The organism is Nakamurella sp. PAMC28650, assembly GCF_014303395.1.
Classification (GTDB): domain Bacteria; phylum Actinomycetota; class Actinomycetes; order Mycobacteriales; family Nakamurellaceae; genus Nakamurella.
The window spans coordinates 3,829,283-3,844,826 of the sequence record NZ_CP060298.1 but is presented as its reverse complement, the minus strand read 5'-3'; the positions used below and the strand labels follow the sequence as shown (position 1 = coordinate 3,844,826).

The 15,544-nt window shown below is 69.6% G+C and carries 15 protein-coding genes; 12 read left to right on the top strand and 3 right to left on the bottom strand.

What is annotated here, in order from left to right; all coding sequences use genetic code 11:
• The first annotated feature begins 14 nt into the window (after nt 1-14).
• On the top strand, nt 15-806 hold the full coding sequence (fabI, locus tag H7F38_RS17340; RefSeq protein WP_187091002.1) for an enoyl-ACP reductase FabI: 792 nt from the start codon (nt 15-17) through the stop codon (nt 804-806).
• Between the two features lie 63 nt (nt 807-869).
• Here fabI and H7F38_RS17335 read toward each other — a convergent pair whose 3' ends face one another.
• Nucleotides 870-1,643 carry a hypothetical protein gene (locus H7F38_RS17335; RefSeq protein ID WP_187091001.1) on the bottom strand — a complete coding sequence of 258 codons (774 nt, stop codon included), beginning with the start codon at nt 1,641-1,643 and terminating at the stop codon, nt 870-872.
• A gap of 236 nt (nt 1,644-1,879) precedes the next feature.
• Between H7F38_RS17335 and H7F38_RS17330 the strand changes: the two genes are divergently transcribed.
• The 10 genes from H7F38_RS17330 to H7F38_RS17285 all read left to right on the top strand — a co-directional run bounded on the left by H7F38_RS17330 (nt 1,880) and on the right by H7F38_RS17285 (nt 10,880).
• A complete protein-coding gene (locus tag H7F38_RS17330; protein ID WP_222618716.1) occupies nt 1,880-2,674 on the top strand; it encodes a DUF3097 family protein in 795 nt (264 codons plus the stop codon).
• Nucleotides 2,675-2,735: 61 nt separating this feature from the next.
• Nucleotides 2,736-3,167, top strand: coding sequence for an NfeD family protein (locus H7F38_RS17325; protein WP_187090999.1), 432 nt, complete (start codon nt 2,736-2,738; stop codon nt 3,165-3,167).
• A 36-nt stretch (nt 3,168-3,203) separates the two neighbouring features.
• Entirely contained in the window at nt 3,204-4,592 is a 1,389-nt protein-coding gene (locus H7F38_RS17320) for an SPFH domain-containing protein (RefSeq protein WP_187090998.1), read from the top strand.
• 101 nt (nt 4,593-4,693) lie between these two features.
• Entirely contained in the window at nt 4,694-5,965 is a 1,272-nt protein-coding gene (locus tag H7F38_RS17315) for a M20 family metallopeptidase (protein WP_187090997.1), read from the top strand.
• Nucleotides 5,965-7,023: a P1 family peptidase gene (locus tag H7F38_RS17310; protein WP_187090996.1), complete on the top strand. Its 1,059-nt coding sequence runs from the start codon at nt 5,965-5,967 to the stop codon at nt 7,021-7,023. Before H7F38_RS17315 ends, H7F38_RS17310 begins: the two co-directional genes overlap by 1 nt.
• Nucleotides 7,020-7,667, top strand: a complete 648-nt coding sequence (locus H7F38_RS17305; RefSeq protein WP_187090995.1) for a DUF998 domain-containing protein — start codon at nt 7,020-7,022, stop codon at nt 7,665-7,667. Before H7F38_RS17310 ends, H7F38_RS17305 begins: the two co-directional genes overlap by 4 nt.
• 207 nt (nt 7,668-7,874) lie before the next feature.
• Nucleotides 7,875-9,185, top strand: coding sequence for an NAD(P)/FAD-dependent oxidoreductase (locus H7F38_RS17300; RefSeq protein WP_187090994.1), 1,311 nt, complete (start codon nt 7,875-7,877; stop codon nt 9,183-9,185).
• Between the two features lie 149 nt (nt 9,186-9,334).
• Nucleotides 9,335-9,850 carry a MarR family winged helix-turn-helix transcriptional regulator gene (locus H7F38_RS17295; protein ID WP_222618144.1) on the top strand — a complete coding sequence of 172 codons (516 nt, stop codon included), beginning with the start codon at nt 9,335-9,337 and terminating at the stop codon, nt 9,848-9,850.
• A gap of 61 nt (nt 9,851-9,911) precedes the next feature.
• Complete coding sequence (locus tag H7F38_RS17290; RefSeq protein ID WP_187090993.1) at nt 9,912-10,295, top strand: VOC family protein; 384 nt, start codon at nt 9,912-9,914, stop codon at nt 10,293-10,295.
• 129 nt (nt 10,296-10,424) lie between these two features.
• Entirely contained in the window at nt 10,425-10,880 is a 456-nt protein-coding gene (locus H7F38_RS17285) for a DUF5709 domain-containing protein (RefSeq protein ID WP_222618143.1), read from the top strand.
• A gap of 511 nt (nt 10,881-11,391) precedes the next feature.
• On the opposite strand, the gene H7F38_RS17280 is transcribed toward H7F38_RS17285, so the two are convergent.
• A complete protein-coding gene (locus tag H7F38_RS17280; protein ID WP_187090992.1) occupies nt 11,392-12,036 on the bottom strand; it encodes a response regulator transcription factor in 645 nt (214 codons plus the stop codon).
• Entirely contained in the window at nt 12,009-13,145 is a 1,137-nt protein-coding gene (locus H7F38_RS17275; protein ID WP_187090991.1) for a sensor histidine kinase, read from the bottom strand. The genes H7F38_RS17280 and H7F38_RS17275 overlap by 28 nt, the downstream gene beginning before the upstream one ends.
• Nucleotides 13,146-13,276: 131 nt before the next feature.
• Between H7F38_RS17275 and H7F38_RS17270 the strand changes: the two genes are divergently transcribed.
• Nucleotides 13,277-15,532, top strand: a complete 2,256-nt coding sequence (locus H7F38_RS17270) for an MMPL family transporter (RefSeq protein WP_187090990.1) — start codon at nt 13,277-13,279, stop codon at nt 15,530-15,532.
• The last annotated feature ends 12 nt before the right edge of the window (nt 15,533-15,544 follow it).

Sequence of the window (15,544 nt, the reverse complement as noted above, 5' to 3'; positions counted from 1 at the left end):
CGAGGACCCACCACATGACCGGAATCCTGACCGGTAAGAACCTGCTGATCAGCGGGGTCATCACCGAGGCGTCGATGGCATTCCACACCGCCCGGATGGCGCAGGAGCAGGGCGCGAAGGTGGTGCTCACCGGTTACGGCCGGTTGTCCCTGGTGGAGCGCATCGCAAAGCGCCTGCCCGAGGATGCGCCGGTCGTCGAACTGGACGTCACCGATCAGGGGCACCTGGATTCGCTCGCCACCCGGGTCGGCGAGTTCCTCCCGTCGATCGACGGCGTGCTGCACTCGATCGGGTTCGCGCCCGCCGGGGCCCTGGGTGGCGACTTCCTGGCCACCGCCTGGCAGGACGTCGCGACGACCGTGCACACCTCCGCCTTCTCGCTGAAGGCTCTGGCCGTGGCGGCGTTGCCGATGATGTCCAGCGGCGGCTCCATCGTCGGCCTGGACTTCGACGCCCGGCAGGCCTGGCCCGCCTACAACTGGATGGGTGTCGCCAAGGCCGCTCTGGAGTCGGTGTCCCGTTACCTGGCACGCGATCTCGGGCCGCGAGGGATCAGGGTCAACCTCGTCTCGGCCGGCCCGATCCGGACGATGGCCGCGAAATCGATCCCGGGGTTCTCCGGTCTGGAGGACGCCTGGACGGGCCGCGCCCCGCTCGGCTGGGACACCTCCGACCCGACGCCGGTGGCCAAGGCCGCCTGCGCCCTGCTGTCCGACTGGTTCCCGGCCACCACGGGCTCGATGGTCATGGTCGACGGCGGTTTCCACGCTCTGGGCTTCGCCGAGGGCGAGTCCGCCGCACAGTAGCCGGTAGCCCGCCGCACGGGTTGTCCCGGCGGCACGGGGTGCGCCGGGCCAGGCCGAGGTCGGTCAGCCCCGACTTCGGCTGACCGATTCGGTGACGAGCACCCTGGCGGCCAGGGCGACCGCCGCGCGCCGCCCCGCCCGGACGGCACTGTTCAGCGGGCGGAGGGCGTCGTCGACGACGGCGAGTTCGCGGCTGGTCACCGCGGCTGTCTCGTGGGAGGAAGCCACTGCGAGCAGTGCCTCGAGGGAGATCACCTTGGCCAGCAGCGCCGACGCCGCCGTCGGGGTGCCGTGGGGGAAGTCGACCGCCTCGGCCAGCATGCGGCGCCGCACGTGTTCGCGCACCTGATCGGATCCACGGGCGATGTCCAGAGCCACCAACGAGTGGGTGGCGTCGGCCATCGCGCCGTCGATCTCGGCGTTGGCCTCGCTCAGCGACAGTGCCGGGTGGCTTCCCCGGCAGCTGTGCACCCGCCACTGGCCGTCGGCGGGCACCACTCCGATCTCAAGGTCGGGGAACACCACCACGGCGCCGGCATCCAGTGCAGGCACGGTGATGTCGCCCCCACGGGGCAGCCCGCGCAGATCGCCGGCCGTGGGCAGCAGCAGGTCCGGTACGCCGCCGCCGAGCATCAACGGCAGCAGGGACATCGAGCCGGCCGTCGGTGATCCGGGACCTGGAAGACCGGTCGCCTCCGCGACCTCGGCGGTGGCGGCCCTGACCCCGACCCGATGCCCGGCCGCGTCGACGGCGGCGAGCACGTCGTCGGTGCTCCGTCCGCCGGCACGGGCAGCCGCCCAGAGAGCGAGGGTGGTGGCGGCATGAACTGACGACATGCGTGCCACGGTACGTCAGGAGCCCGCTGGGGACGGTCGATCGCCTGACGTCGCGGACGCGGTCGCGGCGTCGACGACCCGCCGGGGTTCGCCCTCCCCGAAGTCCCGGGCGTTCTGCCGTACCGTCTGCCGTCGTGGCCAAGGGATACGACGACAGCGTCCGCACCAGGTACCGGACGGCGGCCGGTGCTGCCGTCCGGCCGGTCGATCCGCAGGATCCCTACGGCCGGGACGTCCTGTCACGCCCGGCACCGCGCAAGATCGTTCCGGAGGTCCCGGCCACGCCCGACGTGGTCGCCGAGGACCCCGTTTCCGGCTTCTGCGGGGCCGTCGTCGCCTGCACGTCGACGACCGTCACCCTGGAGGACCGCAGGGGCCGACGCCGGATGTTCCCGCTGGAACCCGCCCGCTTCCTGATCGACGGGCAGCCCGTGACGTTGACCCGCCCGGTCGCCGCTCCGGCCGCGCCGGCCCGGTCGGCCTCCGGGTCCAGGGCGGTGGCCGGCCTGCGGGCCCGGACGGCCAGGGCAGCGCGGATCTGGGTGGAGGGCATCCACGACGCCGCGCTGGTCGAACGCGTCTGGGGTCACGACCTGAGGGTCGAGGGCATCGTCGTCGAGCCGATCGACGGCCTGGACAACCTGCCGGGAGCCGTCGCGGAGTTCGGTCCGTCACCGGCGCGGCGGCTCGGAGTGCTGGCCGATCACCTGGTGCCCGGTTCCAAGGAGACCAGGATCGCGTCGACCGTCACCTCCCCCCACGTGCTGATCACCGGCCATCCCTACATCGACATCTGGGAGGCGGTGCGGCCGGAATCAGTCGGCATCAGGGCGTGGCCGACGGTGCCCCGTGGCGTCGACTGGAAAACCGGAGTATGTGCGGCGCTGGGCATCTCGGACACAACGGTGATGTGGGGGAGGGTGAACGGCGCGGTCGCGGGCTACCGCGACCTGGCCACCCCGCTGATCACCGCGGTCGAGCAGCTCATCGACTTCGTGACCGCCCCCGACGACGCCGCTGCCGGCGCCTGACGAACGCCGGCAGACCTCCCGGACCCGGGAACACCGACCTCTGGGGTGGCAGACTGGCCCCATGCCGGAATGGGTGTGGTTGAGCGGGGCACTGCTGCTGTCGCTGGCCGAGTTGATGGGCGGCGAGTTCGTCCTGCTGATGCTGGGGGCGGGCGCGTTGCTCGGCGCCGGGACCGCCTGGATCGCGCCGCACCTGCTCTGGCTGCAGCTGATCATCTTTGCGCTCACCTCGGTGGGCCTGGTGATCGGGGCCCGTCCGCCCCTGCTGCGCCGGTTCCACGGCCCGTCCCAGATCCGTACCGGCATCGACGCCGTGATCGGCTCGAAGGCCACCGTCATCTCCACGGTCGACGCCTCCGGCGGCCAGGTGAAGATCGGCGGCGAGGTGTGGTCGGCCCTGGGTGTGGAAGGCCATCGGCCGCTGACGCCCGGTACACCGGTGACGGTCGTGGAGGTGCGGGGGGCCACCGCCGTGGTGATCTGGGGTCCATGATGGGACGGAAGCCCGCCACCAAGTGAAGGAGCCGTCATGGATCCAGTTCTGATCGGTGCGCTGATCGTCGCCCTCCTGGCCGTCCTCGTCGTCATCCGATCGGTCAAGGTCATCCCACAGGCGCAGGCGGCCGTGGTGGAGCGCCTCGGCCGATTCCACAAGACCAACAACGCGGGTCTGGTCTGGCTCGCACCGTTCCTCGACCGGATCAGGGCTCGCATCGACCTCCGCGAGCAGGTGGTGTCGTTCCCGCCGCAGCCGGTGATCACCGAGGACAACCTCACCGTCTCCATCGATACCGTCGTGTACTTCCAGGTCACCGACCCGCGCGCCGCCGTGTACGAGATCGCCAACTACATCGTCGCCGTCGAGCAGCTGACCACCACCACGCTGCGGAACGTCGTCGGCGGGATGAACCTGGAGCAGACGCTGACGAGCCGTGACGCGATCAACGGGCAGCTGCGCGGGGTGCTGGACGAGGCCACCGGCAAGTGGGGGATCCGGGTCGCCAGGGTCGAGCTGAAGGCCATCGACCCGCCGCTGTCGATCCAGGACTCGATGGAGAAGCAGATGCGCGCCGACCGGGACAAGCGGGCGATGATCCTCACCGCCGAGGGACAGCGCGAGTCGTCCATCAAGACCGCCGAGGGCCAGAAGCAGGCCGCCGTGCTCACCGCCGAGGGCGCGAAGCAGGCGTCGATCCTGGCCGCCGAGGGCGACCGCCAGTCCGCCATCCTGCGGGCGCAGGGCGAGCGGGCCGCCCGGTACCTGCAGGCCCAGGGTCAGGCCAAGGCCATCGAGAAGGTCTTCGCGGCGGTCAAGGCGGGCAAGCCGACTCCGGAACTGCTGGCCTACCAGTACCTGCAGACCCTGCCCCAGATGGCGCAGGGCGATGCCAACAAGGTCTGGATGATCCCGAGCGACTTCGGCAAGTCGCTCGAGGGCTTCGCCAGGATGCTCGGCGCCAAGGGCGACGACGGGGTGTTCCGGTACGAACCTCCGAAGGACGAGCCCACGGATGTGCCGGCCTCCCGTCCCGGTGACATCGACGACGACGTGAAGGACTGGTTCGAGGGCACCTCCTCGGCCGAGGTGGCCGAGGCCGTCCGGCAGGCCGAACGCGAGGCCCAGACCACCGTCGCGGACCAGGACGCGATCCGCGCCGCCGGCGCACGCGCCGATGCCGACGCCGCCCGTGCGGCGGCCGCACGCGCTCTCGCCGCACCGCCCTACCGGGCGCCGGCCCCGCCCGCGGTGGAACCGCCCCGGACGCTGCCGCCGGCCACCGGTGCGCACCACCTGCCGCCCGGTCAGTCTGCCGCCGGTCAGTCGGCCGCCGGTCAGCCGGCTGCGCCCCCGCCGGGGTACCAGGGGTACCCACCGCCCGCGCAGTGGACGCCCGAACAGGGCGAACCCCGACGCTGACCGTTTTTCTCGGACCGACTTCCCGGACCGACTTCCCGCACCGACTCGCCGGGCCGACTTCCCGGACCGAGCCCCGATGCCGGTAGGGCAAGATCAGAGTCATGACCGATCTGTTCGACGGAGCTGCCGTCATCGCGTTGACGCAGGCGCTGGTCCGGCTGCCCACCGTGGTGATCGCGGGCATCGACGAGGTGGAGACACCGGCCTGTGCACTGATCGCGGCCACCATGCGCGACTACGGCTGGGAGGTGACGATCGAGGAGGTCGCGACCGGGCGGCCCAACGTCGTCGGCATCGTGCACGGTCGGCATCCCGCCCGGACGCTGATGTTCGAGGGGCACGTCGACGTGGTCACCCCCGGCGACGTCGAGAGCTGGTCGTTCCCACCATTTTCCGGCGATGTGGTGGACGGACGTCTGCTGGGGCGTGGGTCGGCCGACATGAAATCCGGGGTGGCCGCCATGATCCACGCCGCACGGGCGGTGGAACTGGCCGGCTTCGACGGTCGCATCATCGTCGGCGTGCTCGCCGACGAGGAAGGAATGATGCTCGGCGCCAAGCACTTCGCCGCCTCACCACTGGCCGCCTCCGGGATCGACGGCGTCATCGTCTGCGAGCCGGAGGGTGGCGAGATCTGTGCGGTGGCCAAGGGAGCCATCCGCCTACGGGTGGACCTGCAGGGCGTCATGGCCCACGGCGCTATGCCGCACCAGGGACGAAATCCGCTGCCGGCCATGGGTTCCCTGCTGATGGGTCTGTCCGAGCTGGAACGGCAGGTCGCGGACTCCGTCGGGATCCACCGGCATCTCGGTGAGTTCTACCTGACGCCGACGGTGCTGGCCGCGGGGGATCCGGGCCAGCTCAACGTGATCCCGGCGTCGGCCTCCGTGTTCCTGGACGTCCGGACGATTCCCGGTGTCGGCCACGCGGGCCTACTGCACCTGATCACCCGGCTCGCCGAGCAGATCGCGCAGGACGCCGGCCTGAGTGCGGCGGTCACGGTGATCGACGACCGGCCGCCGGTCGACACCCCGGAGGACGCGCCGGTCGTGGCCGCGCTGGTGGCCGCGCACAGCGCCGTCACCGGAACCCCCGCCGTGCTCGGGGGCGTCCCCGGGACCACCGACGGCACGATCCTCACCCGCGACGCCGGGTTGCAGACCGTCGTCTACGGCCCGGGTGGGAAGTGGATCGCGCACACCCGAGACGAATTCGTCGAGGTGCAGGACATCCTCACCTGCACCAGGGTTTTCATCGCTGCGGCCCAGTCCTTCCTCGGCGTCGGGACCGACACCGCCGCTGCCCCTCCAGCCACGTCCCCGGTGCGGCCGGCCCCGGCACTGCCGGCGGATGCCGGCGAATCGGCCGGCTGATGCAGTACCCGGCCGGACGGTCGAACTCCCTGGCGGACATCGCCGGACTGCGGGTCGGTCAGCACGACCGGCGGGATCGGGGCTTTCTGAGCGGCACGACCGTGCTGCTGGCTCCCTCGGCCGGGATGGTCGCCGGGGTCGACGTCCGGGGTGGTGCGCCGGGTACCAGGGAGACGGATCTGTTGCACCCCACCGCTTCCATGCAGCGAATCCACGCGATCGTCCTGACCGGAGGCAGTGCCTACGGTCTGTCGGCGGCCGGCGGGGTCGCCGACGCGCTCGGAGCCTCCGGCATCGGGTTCCCGGTGGGTGCCCCCGGAGACGTGGTGCCGATCGTGCCCGCCGCGGTGCTCTTCGACCTCGGCCGCGGCGGCAGCTTCTCCGCGCGTCCGGACGCCGAGTTCGGCCGCCTCGCCGTCGCGGCGGCCATCGCCGGTGACGGCCGTCCGGGGCAGGGAGCGGTCGGTGCGGGCACCGGAGCCGTGACGGCCGGCCTCAAGGGCGGCACCGGTACCGCCTCCTGCGTGCTGCCCGACGGGTCGGTGGTGGCGGCCCTGGTGGTGGCCAATGCCGTGGGCTCTCCGATCGATCCCCGCAACGGGGAACTGCTGGGCGCCAGGAACCTGCTGGATCAGGATCATCCCGGGCTGGGTACACCGACCAGGGCCGAGCGTGACGCCCTGCTGCGTGTGGTCAACGCCAGCGGCCCGCGGTTGCCGACCCCGACGATCGGCAACACCTCGATCGGCATCGTGGCCACGGACGCCACCCTCACCAAGGTGCAGTGCTCGAAGATGGCCGCCACCGCGCACGACGGGCTGGCGCGCGCCCTGAACCCGGTGCACACCCAGTTCGACGGCGACACCCTCTTCGCCGTGTCGACGGCCACCGGACCGGCGTCCGACGAACTGGCCTTCCACCACATCCTCTGCGCCGCAGCAGACGTGGTGACCCGCGCCCTGGTCCGCGGTCTGTTGTCGGCGCAGACCGTGCAGACCGACGCCGGACACTGGCCGAGCTATCTCGAACTCGCGCCCTCGGCCGGAGCACGTCGATGAGTCGTCCGCGGTCGCCCGGCCGGCCACTGCTGTTGGTGATCGGGCGCATCGGGGCCGGGCTGAGCCTGGTGCTCTGCGTCCTCGTGCAGTGGATCAACCACGACTTCTTCCCGCCGAACGTCTCGATCTCGCAGTACGGTCTCGGACCGCGCGGTTGGGTCTTCACCGTCTGGGTGACGATGGTCTCGCTCGCCGTGCTGATGCTGCAGGCCGGCGGTTCCGTCGACCACCACCGGGTCGGCAACTGGCTCGTGGCCGGCAGCATCGGGCTGGTGGTGATGGGCGTGGTGCGCACCGACGCCAACGGGCTCCAGCAGTCCCTGCACGCCAGGGTGCACATGATCGCCTCGATCGTCGGGTTGATCGCCCTGCCGATCGGGATGGCGCTGGCCATGTCCAACGCGGGCCCGAGATGGCGCACGATGTCCTGGGTCCTGGTCGGGCTGAGCTCGCTGTGCCTGGTCATGGTGCTGGTGTCCGCCGCAGGGGTGGCGACGCCGGGACTGGACGCGCAACACTCCTGGTCGCTGTGGCAATCGGTGGCGGTCACCGTCGACATGCTGCTGCTGGCGGGTTTCGGTCTCACCAGCTTCCCGTCCAGGCAGGACCAGCAACGCGTCCCCACCCGGGTGGGCCGCCGCTGATCACCGGGCTGCCCTGCATAGCGCCCGTGAGATCCGCTACCCGGAACCTGTGCCAGAATTTATCGGCCGTCCCTTTGTCAGGGTTGGCAGGAGACGTGGGCCCTCGACGACGCCGGCCACCACAGAGTCCTTCGCGTTCCGTCCGTCGGCATCGGCTTCACACCGACGTCCGGGTGGCGCGAATCAACCACCAGGAGGATCGGCAAGATGACTGACAGCAGCGCACCAGTTCGGATCGTGACGGCCCGTCGGCGCCCGCACGTCGTCATCGTCGGTGGCGGCATGGCCGGCCTCATGACGCTCAAGGGTCTGCGCAAGGCCGATGTCGACATCACGCTGGTCGATCGCCACACCTACAACGCGTTCCAGCCCCTGCTCTACCAGGTGGCCACCGCCGGCCTGAATCCCGGCGACGTCACGTTCTTCCTCCGGGCGGCGCGGATGTCCCAGCGGAACGTCAGCTTCCGTCAGGGCGAGGTCGTCGGGATCGACAACGAGGGGCAGAAGGTCACCTTCGCCGACGGCGGCGAGATGGCCTACGACTACCTGGTGCTCAGCACCGGCGCCACCACGAACTACTTCGGCACCAAGGGTGCCGAGGAGAACACGATGGCGATCTACACCCGCGCCCAGGCTCTGAAGCTCCGCGACAGCATCTTCACCAATCTCGAGCACGCAGCCGCCTCGGCCACCGGCGGGGACCTGTCCATGGTCGTCGTCGGCGCGGGTCCGACGGGTGTCGAGATGGCCGGCGCCCTGGCCGAACTGCGCAACGACGCGATGGCCTCCGTCTACCCGGAACTGGATCCCCGTCGTACCCACATCGTGCTCGTCGAGATGACGAACAAGGTGCTCGCCCCGTTCGACGTCAAGCTGCAGGAGTTCGCCGCCCGGGCGCTGCGTGAACGTGGTGTCGAGCTCAAGCTGGGCACGTCGGTGTCCGAGGTCCGTCCCGACGGGGTGCTGTTCGGCAACGGCGAGTTCCTCAAGGCCGGCGTCATCGTCTGGGCCACCGGGGTCACCATCCCCAAGGCCGTGGCCGGTTGGGGTCTGCCGCAGGGCCGGGGCGGGCGCATCACCGTCGACGCCGAGCTCCGCGTCATCGGCGTGAAGAACATCTTCGCGGCCGGCGACCTGGCGATCACCCCCGATCCGCTGCCGCAGTTGGGTACGCCGGCGCAGCAGCAGGGCCTGCACATCGGCAAGGGCATCTCGGCGCTGATCACCGGACGTTCGTTGCATGCGTTCAAATATCGCGACAAGGGCACGATGGCCACCATCGGCCGCCGGGCCGCGGTCGTCGACATCAAGCTCGGCGGCAGGTCGGTGAAGTACACCGGGACGCTGGCCTGGTTGACCTGGATGCTGCTGCACATCTGGCTCCTGCTGGGCAACCGGAACCGGTTGGCCACCTTCGTCAACCTGTTCACCAAGTACCTGGCGCCGTCACGTCGCACGAACCCGATCGTCGGCGACGTCCCGGTGTTCGAGCACCGCGGCGAGGGCGAGATCAACTAGCTCCTGCCGAGCAGCCACCTGGTGCGTCCGCTGGTGAGGAGTCCTTCGTCCGGGGGTAGCGGCATGTCCGGACCTGCGGGCGAGCAGCGTCACAGCCGAGCATTCTCCAGACCATGGTGATGCGTCAACTAGTCACGTAGGCTGGCGGGGTGTCCGAGACAAGATGGTTGACCCCCGAGGAATCGAGGGCCTGGCGTGCACTCCAGCATCTGAACATGCCGCTGGCGGCCGCGCTGAACCGGCAGCTCTCCCGCGACTCGAACCTCTCGACCGCCGACTACGCGGTGCTGGTCCAGCTGTCCGAGTCCGAGGGCGAGAAGCTCCGGGCACGCGACATGGTGGTGGCGATCGGCTGGGAGAAGAGCCGGCTGTCGCACCACATCCGGCGGATGGAGACCCGCCGGCTGGTCGGCCGCGAGGACTGCCCTACTGACGGTCGCGGCGCCTTCATCACCCTGACCCCGGCGGGCCGGACCGCCATCGAGCAGGCCGCTCCCGGCCACGTCGACGCCGTGCGCTCGTACTTCATCGACCTGCTGACACCGGCCCAGCTCGAGTCCTTCGCGGAGATCGCCGAAAAGATCGGCGCCCGGTTGCAGGCCGACGGTTGCGCCGAGATCGAGACCGGCGTCGAGGCCATCGCGGCCGACTGCCCCGGGAACTGAGCGCGCCCTCCTGCTCGGCGCTGGGGTCGGTGACCCAGGCCCAGCGATCGAAGGAGCACCAGTGCTTGCGCAATCGCCTGCATTCAGCGGATTCTCGGTCGACGACATCGTTGCGGCCCAGCACTTCTACGGCCAGACCCTTGGCCTCGCCGTCTCCGGGGCCAACGGCATGCTGCGGCTGCACATTCCGGGGAACCGGGAGATCCTGATCTACCCTCGCGCCGACCACGTACCGGCGACCTGCACGATCCTGAACTTCCCGGTGGACGACATCGACGCCGTGGTCGACGAACTCGCCGTCAGGGGTATCTCGATGACGCGCTACGACGGCATGCATCAGGATGACAAGGGCGTCCTGCGAGGGCTTTCGGTCGGCCGCGGACCCGACATCGCGTGGTTCACCGACCCGGCCGGCAACATCCTGTCGGTGCTGCAGAGCGACTGACCTGCGACCGTCCACCGGTGCCGTGCGGACTACGCTGGAGGTTCGCCCGCACGGGCGTGACGAGCACACGGAAACCAACGCCGGGAAGCCAGGCGACCGAATTCCGGGTGCAGTGAACTCGAGAGGGAAGTGACCATTCCGATGGCCGACGACGATCCAACCGGACGCGAGAACGATGCTGCGGACGATGTCTCCGTTCAGCTCGACAGCGCAGACACCCTGCTCGACCGCGGCGTGGTGGACGGACTGGACGAGGGCTACTCACCGCCCGACCGGGAACCGTCCGTCAACGTGCCGACGCAGAGCGAGGAGGAGCAGGGACTCAGCCTGGACGAACTGCTCGCCGCCGAGGAGCCGGACGTCGGCGCCGGGGCGCCCGCCAACCTGTTCTCCGAATACGGCGGCGAGGTCGGCGATGCCAGGGCCGGACGCCTCGTCGACGGGGATGAAGGTGCCTACGACGACACCGACAAGGACCTCTGGGCCGGCGACATCGGCATCGACGGGGCCGGCGCAACCGCCGAGGAGGCTGCGGTGCACGTCATCGACCCGGACCGCGACCTCGATGGGGCCCAGGAGGACTGAGCAGGGCCCTGGCGTGGATCAACTTCTCAGGCATGGGCGAAAGTGACGACTTCTGTCACTCCCGTCCCAAACCCGGCACTTTGATCCATGCAGGGATCCATGCAGGGAGATGCCGACCGACAGGGGCGGCCGACGAAAAATCTGGGAAAACCTGTTGCGGCCACCGTCCCCGCGGGGTTATTTTCGGAAGTGAACCGGAAGGAGGTGGTCCCACGTTGATGACGTACAGGACTCGTGAGGTGGCTGGCCGCTAGGCCGCCATTCCAACACGTCGGACCGTGGTCCGTTCCTCCCGGGAACGGCGGTCGGGCAAGTAGTGGACAGCCATCCGATTCCCGGGCCGCCGACCATCGTCCAGTCGGCCCTTCACCGAGACGCAGCGTCAGGTGCAGGAACAGCCCGGGAGTTGTCCTTCTCACCAGGAAAAGCCGTCCCGCCCAGAAGCGGCCACGTCGAGCGGACCGACACAACACTGACGGTGGAACGATGGCCGGCCCACCCGGATCTTCGGTCACTGGTCCAGGAACTTGATGACGGCCAGCACCCGGCGGTTGTCGTCCTCGCTGACCGGCAGGTCCAACTTGCCGAAGATCGCAGCCGTGTACTTCCCGACGGCCTTCTCGGTGATGAACATCCGGCCGGCGATCGCTGCATTGGAGCGGCCCTCGGCCATCAACCCGAGGACCTCGGTCTCCCGCGGCGTCAGGCCAGCCAGTGGAACCGCCGCCCGCGGCCGGGCCAGCAATCGGGAGATCACCTCCGGATCCATCGCGGTCCCTCCGCCCGCCACGCGGCGCACCGCCTCGACGAACTGTTCGAGATCGGAGATGCGGTCCTTCAGCAGGTAGCCGATTCCGCCCTGCCCCCCGGCCAATAGCTCGCGGGCGTAGAGGTGCTCGACGTATTGACTGAGCACCAGTACCGGAAGCCCAGGGACCTGACGACGCGCCTCGATCGCCGCGCGCAGACCTTCGTCCGTGAACGTCGGTGGCAGCCGGACGTCGACGATCGCAACATCCGGCCGGTGCTCGACGAGGGCGCGCAGCAGGCCCGGCCCGTTGTCCACCGCCTCCACGACGTCGAAATCATGCGCCTGGAACAGCCGGACCAGACCATCGCGGAGGAGTGCTAGATCTTCTCCGATGACAACACGCACGGCAGCTCCATGGAGACGATGGTCGGCCCGCCGATCGGGCTGGCCACGGTGACGGTCCCGTCGAATGCTGCCAGTCGCCGCTCCAATCCGTGCAATCCGCCGCCCGCCCGGGAGACGGCCCCGCCGATTCCGGTGTCGCCGACCGACACGGTCAGACGTCCGGACGTGTGGCGCAGCCAGATCCAGCCGGTCCTGGCGCTGGAGTGCTTGGCCGCGTTCGTGAGAGCCTCGGCCACCGCGAAGTAGACGGCCGATTCCACCGGTGCCGGGGGCCGGCCCACCATCACCGCATCGACCTCGATCTCCATCGGTGCGGCCAGGGCGAGGGCCTGGAGACCGCCGACCAGACCACGGTCGGCCAGCACCGGGGGATGGATACCCCGCACCAGGCCGCGCAGGTCGGTCAACGCCACCGAGGCGGACTGCCGGCTCTCGGCGATCAGTTCCCTGGTCAGCTGCGGATTCTTCTCCATCATCTGCTCGGCCAACCCCAGGTTCATGCTCAACGCGACCAGGCTGGCCTGGGCGCCGTCGTGCAGATCCCTTTCGATGCGCCGGATCTCGGCCGCCTGGGTGTCGACGGTCTCGGCGCGGGAGGTGGACAGTTCACCGATGCGTTGCTCCAGCACCTGGGTGTCGGATCGTCGCAGCACGAGCGATCCGATCGTCAGGTAGGTCCTGATGATCGCCGGGGTGGCCAGGACTCCGAGCGGCAGGACCAGGTAGAAGACCATCGAGACGATCCCCAGGGCGAACCCGAAGCTGGTCGACACCAGCAGCCACAACATGTCCCGGTAGGTCGCCGGGTCGCTGAGCCTGATGTGCAGCATCTCCAACAGGCTGTGGCCGTTGGCCTTTCGATACGGACGGGGAACCTTCACGCCGAGGATCCGCTTCATCAGGTGGCGCTGCCACATCGACAGGCCCCTCAGCAGCGAGAGCGTCCAGGCCAGCATCGGCAGGCCGACCCAGATGACGACCAGGGCCAACGAGACGATCAGCAGCGGAAGCAGCAGGATGGACAGCAGACCCTGCACGGTGATCGACCAGGCGGCACCCAGGTAGGCGATCGCGGTAAGGCGGCCCTTCGGTGCAGCGGGTGCGGTCATGGGTCGATTCTGACGTATCGGCGTCTCCCCGACAGGGGGCCCAGCCCCTCGATGTTCCGACGGTCCAGCCCCCGGCCGTCGACGTCCTGGGCCGCTGCCGCCGAGGGAGCAGGCTCGAAAAGCTGATCGCCATGACCACCTCGATCCGACGTCACGCGGAACCGACCGTGCCTGCGGCGTCCAAGAAATCCATCGTGACCGGCCTGGCCGGTTGGAGCATCCGTCATCCGGGGATCGCCATCCTTGCCTGGACCGTGCTCGTCCTGGTGTCCATGATCGGCGGAAACCTCGCCGGCATGCACAAGGCCACCGACACCCAGCTCACGCCCGGGGAGGCGGGCCGGGCCGCGGCGATGATCACCGCGGCCGGACTGGACGCCCAGGGCAGCGAATCCGTCGTCATCACCGCGAAGAACGGCGCCGCGCTCGACCGGGCCGTGGTCGGCAACACCGGCCCCGCCCTGGCCCGAGCACTCGGGCAACTCCCGATGGTGGCGTCGGTCGCACCCGGCCTGCTATCGAGCGATGGCTCGACGATGCTCCTCCCACTGACGCTCAGCAACAGGGCCGACGACCCAAAACCGCTGCTGGACAGAATATCTGAACTGGGGTCGACGTATCCGGAACTGCAGATCGCGGTGACCGGATCACTGACCATCGGCTCCGACGTCGACGCACAGCTGGCCCGGGACTTCGGATCGGCTCTACTGCTGAGCCTGCCGATCACGCTGCTCATCCTCCTGCTCGCGTTCGGTGCCCTGCTGGCCGCCGGCGTTCCCGTGCTGCTCGGGGCCAGTTCGGTGCTGGCGGCCGTCGGCCTCTACACCGTGACCTCGCACGTACTGCCCGACGGCGGCAGCGGAGCCGAGCTGATCCTGCTGATCGGGATGGCCGTCGGGGTGGACTACTCGCTGTTCTACCTCAAACGTGAACGGGAGGAACGACTTCGGGGCCGCACCGGCGAGCAGGCCCTGTTGGTGGCCGCCGCGACGGCCGGACATGCGGTGGTCACGTCCGGCTGCGCATTGATGGTCGCCATGGCCGGTCTGTTCCTGCTGGGCGACGTGAACTTCGCCTCGATGGCCGTGGGCGCGGTGCTGGTGGTCGCCCTGGCCGTCCTCGGATCCTTGACCGTCCTGCCGGCGGTACTGGGCCTGCTCGGTGCACGGGTGGACCGGCCCCGGATTCCGATCCTGTCGCGGCTGACCATGTCGGGACGACCCGGTCGCGTCTGGCCGAAGCTGCTCCGCCCGGCACTGAAATTCCCGGCGATCACGTTGTTGATCGCGGTCGGCGGGATGCTGGTGCTGGCCTGGCCGGCCACCCATCTGCACCTGAAGAGCGGGACGGAGGCCGACCTTCCGCAGACGCTGCCCAGCGTCGCCGCCCACGAACGCCTCACCTCTGCCTTTCCTGACGAGCGCAGCCAGCTGGAGGTCGTCCTGCACGGCGGGCGGGCCGAGGTGGACTCGGTCGTCAGGCGTCTCGAGTCGTCCATCGAAGCTCCGGTGTCAGGGCCGTCCTCGACCGGTGGGCCGGCCCCGACCGGTGGGCCGGCCTCGACCGGTGGGCAGGCCTCGCCGGCGGCCCGACCCGTCCGGCTGACCACCGGCCAGACCAGCGTGCTGTCCATCCCGGTGCCGTTCACCGCCGACAGCCCGGAGGCCAGGGCGATCTTGGCCGAGCTGCGCGGTTCGACCATTCCCGCAGCGCTGCAGGGTGTCTCCGTTGTCCAGGTCGCGGTCGGGGGATCCATCGCCCGGAACGCCGACTACGTGGACGAGTTGACCTCGGGGGCGCCTTGGGTGGTCGGCTTCGTCCTGCTGATGACCTTTCTGCTGATGACGGTCGTCTTCAGGTCCGTCGTCGTCGGCCTCGTCGCCATCGCGTGCAACCTGCTGTCGGCCGGGGCGGCCTTCGGGGTGCTGGCCCTGGTCTTCCAGAGCAGCTGGGGTGCTGAGCTTCTCGGCTTCCATCTCTCGGGCGGCGTGATCGCCTGGATCCCGGTGTTCCTGTTCGTCATCCTCTTCGGCCTGTCGATGGACTACCACGTGCTGGTGATCTCGCGCATCAAGGAGGCAAGTGACCGCGGCCTGCCGACCAGACAGGCGGTCAGCGAGGGCATCGGCCGCTCGGCACCGGTGATCAGCAGTGCGGCGGCCGTGATGATCGGGGTGTTCGCCATCTTCGCGGGCCTGCACATGGTCGAGTTCAAGGAACTGGGCGTAGGTCTGGGAGCCGCTGTCCTCCTGGATGCCGTCGTCGTCCGGATCATGATCCTGCCTGCGCTGATGGCGCTCCTCGGACGGGCGAACTGGTGGGCGCCGTCGTTCCTCAGGTCGGACCGGCGGCCACCGGCGGCCCTGCCCGTGAACAGGCCCGACTGATCGGGCAGACTG

Bases quoted from the DNA above. Each gene is read 5' to 3' on its own strand.
- H7F38_RS17310 (WP_187090996.1), top strand. From the start codon at position 5,965: ATGCAGTACCCGGCCGGACGGTCGAACTCCCTGGCGGACATCGCCGGA.
- H7F38_RS17300 (WP_187090994.1), top strand. From the start codon at position 7,875: ATGACTGACAGCAGCGCACCAGTTCGGATCGTGACGGCCCGTCGGCGC.
- H7F38_RS17315 (WP_187090997.1), top strand. From the start codon at position 4,694: ATGACCGATCTGTTCGACGGAGCTGCCGTCATCGCGTTGACGCAGGCG.
- H7F38_RS17270 (WP_187090990.1), top strand. From the start codon at position 13,277: ATGACCACCTCGATCCGACGTCACGCGGAACCGACCGTGCCTGCGGCG.
- fabI (WP_187091002.1), top strand. From the start codon at position 15: ATGACCGGAATCCTGACCGGTAAGAACCTGCTGATCAGCGGGGTCATC.
- H7F38_RS17325 (WP_187090999.1), top strand. From the start codon at position 2,736: ATGCCGGAATGGGTGTGGTTGAGCGGGGCACTGCTGCTGTCGCTGGCC.
- H7F38_RS17275 (WP_187090991.1), bottom strand. From the start codon at position 13,145: ATGACCGCACCCGCTGCACCGAAGGGCCGCCTTACCGCGATCGCCTAC.
- H7F38_RS17320 (WP_187090998.1), top strand. From the start codon at position 3,204: ATGGATCCAGTTCTGATCGGTGCGCTGATCGTCGCCCTCCTGGCCGTC.
- H7F38_RS17305 (WP_187090995.1), top strand. From the start codon at position 7,020: ATGAGTCGTCCGCGGTCGCCCGGCCGGCCACTGCTGTTGGTGATCGGG.
- H7F38_RS17335 (WP_187091001.1), bottom strand. From the start codon at position 1,643: ATGTCGTCAGTTCATGCCGCCACCACCCTCGCTCTCTGGGCGGCTGCC.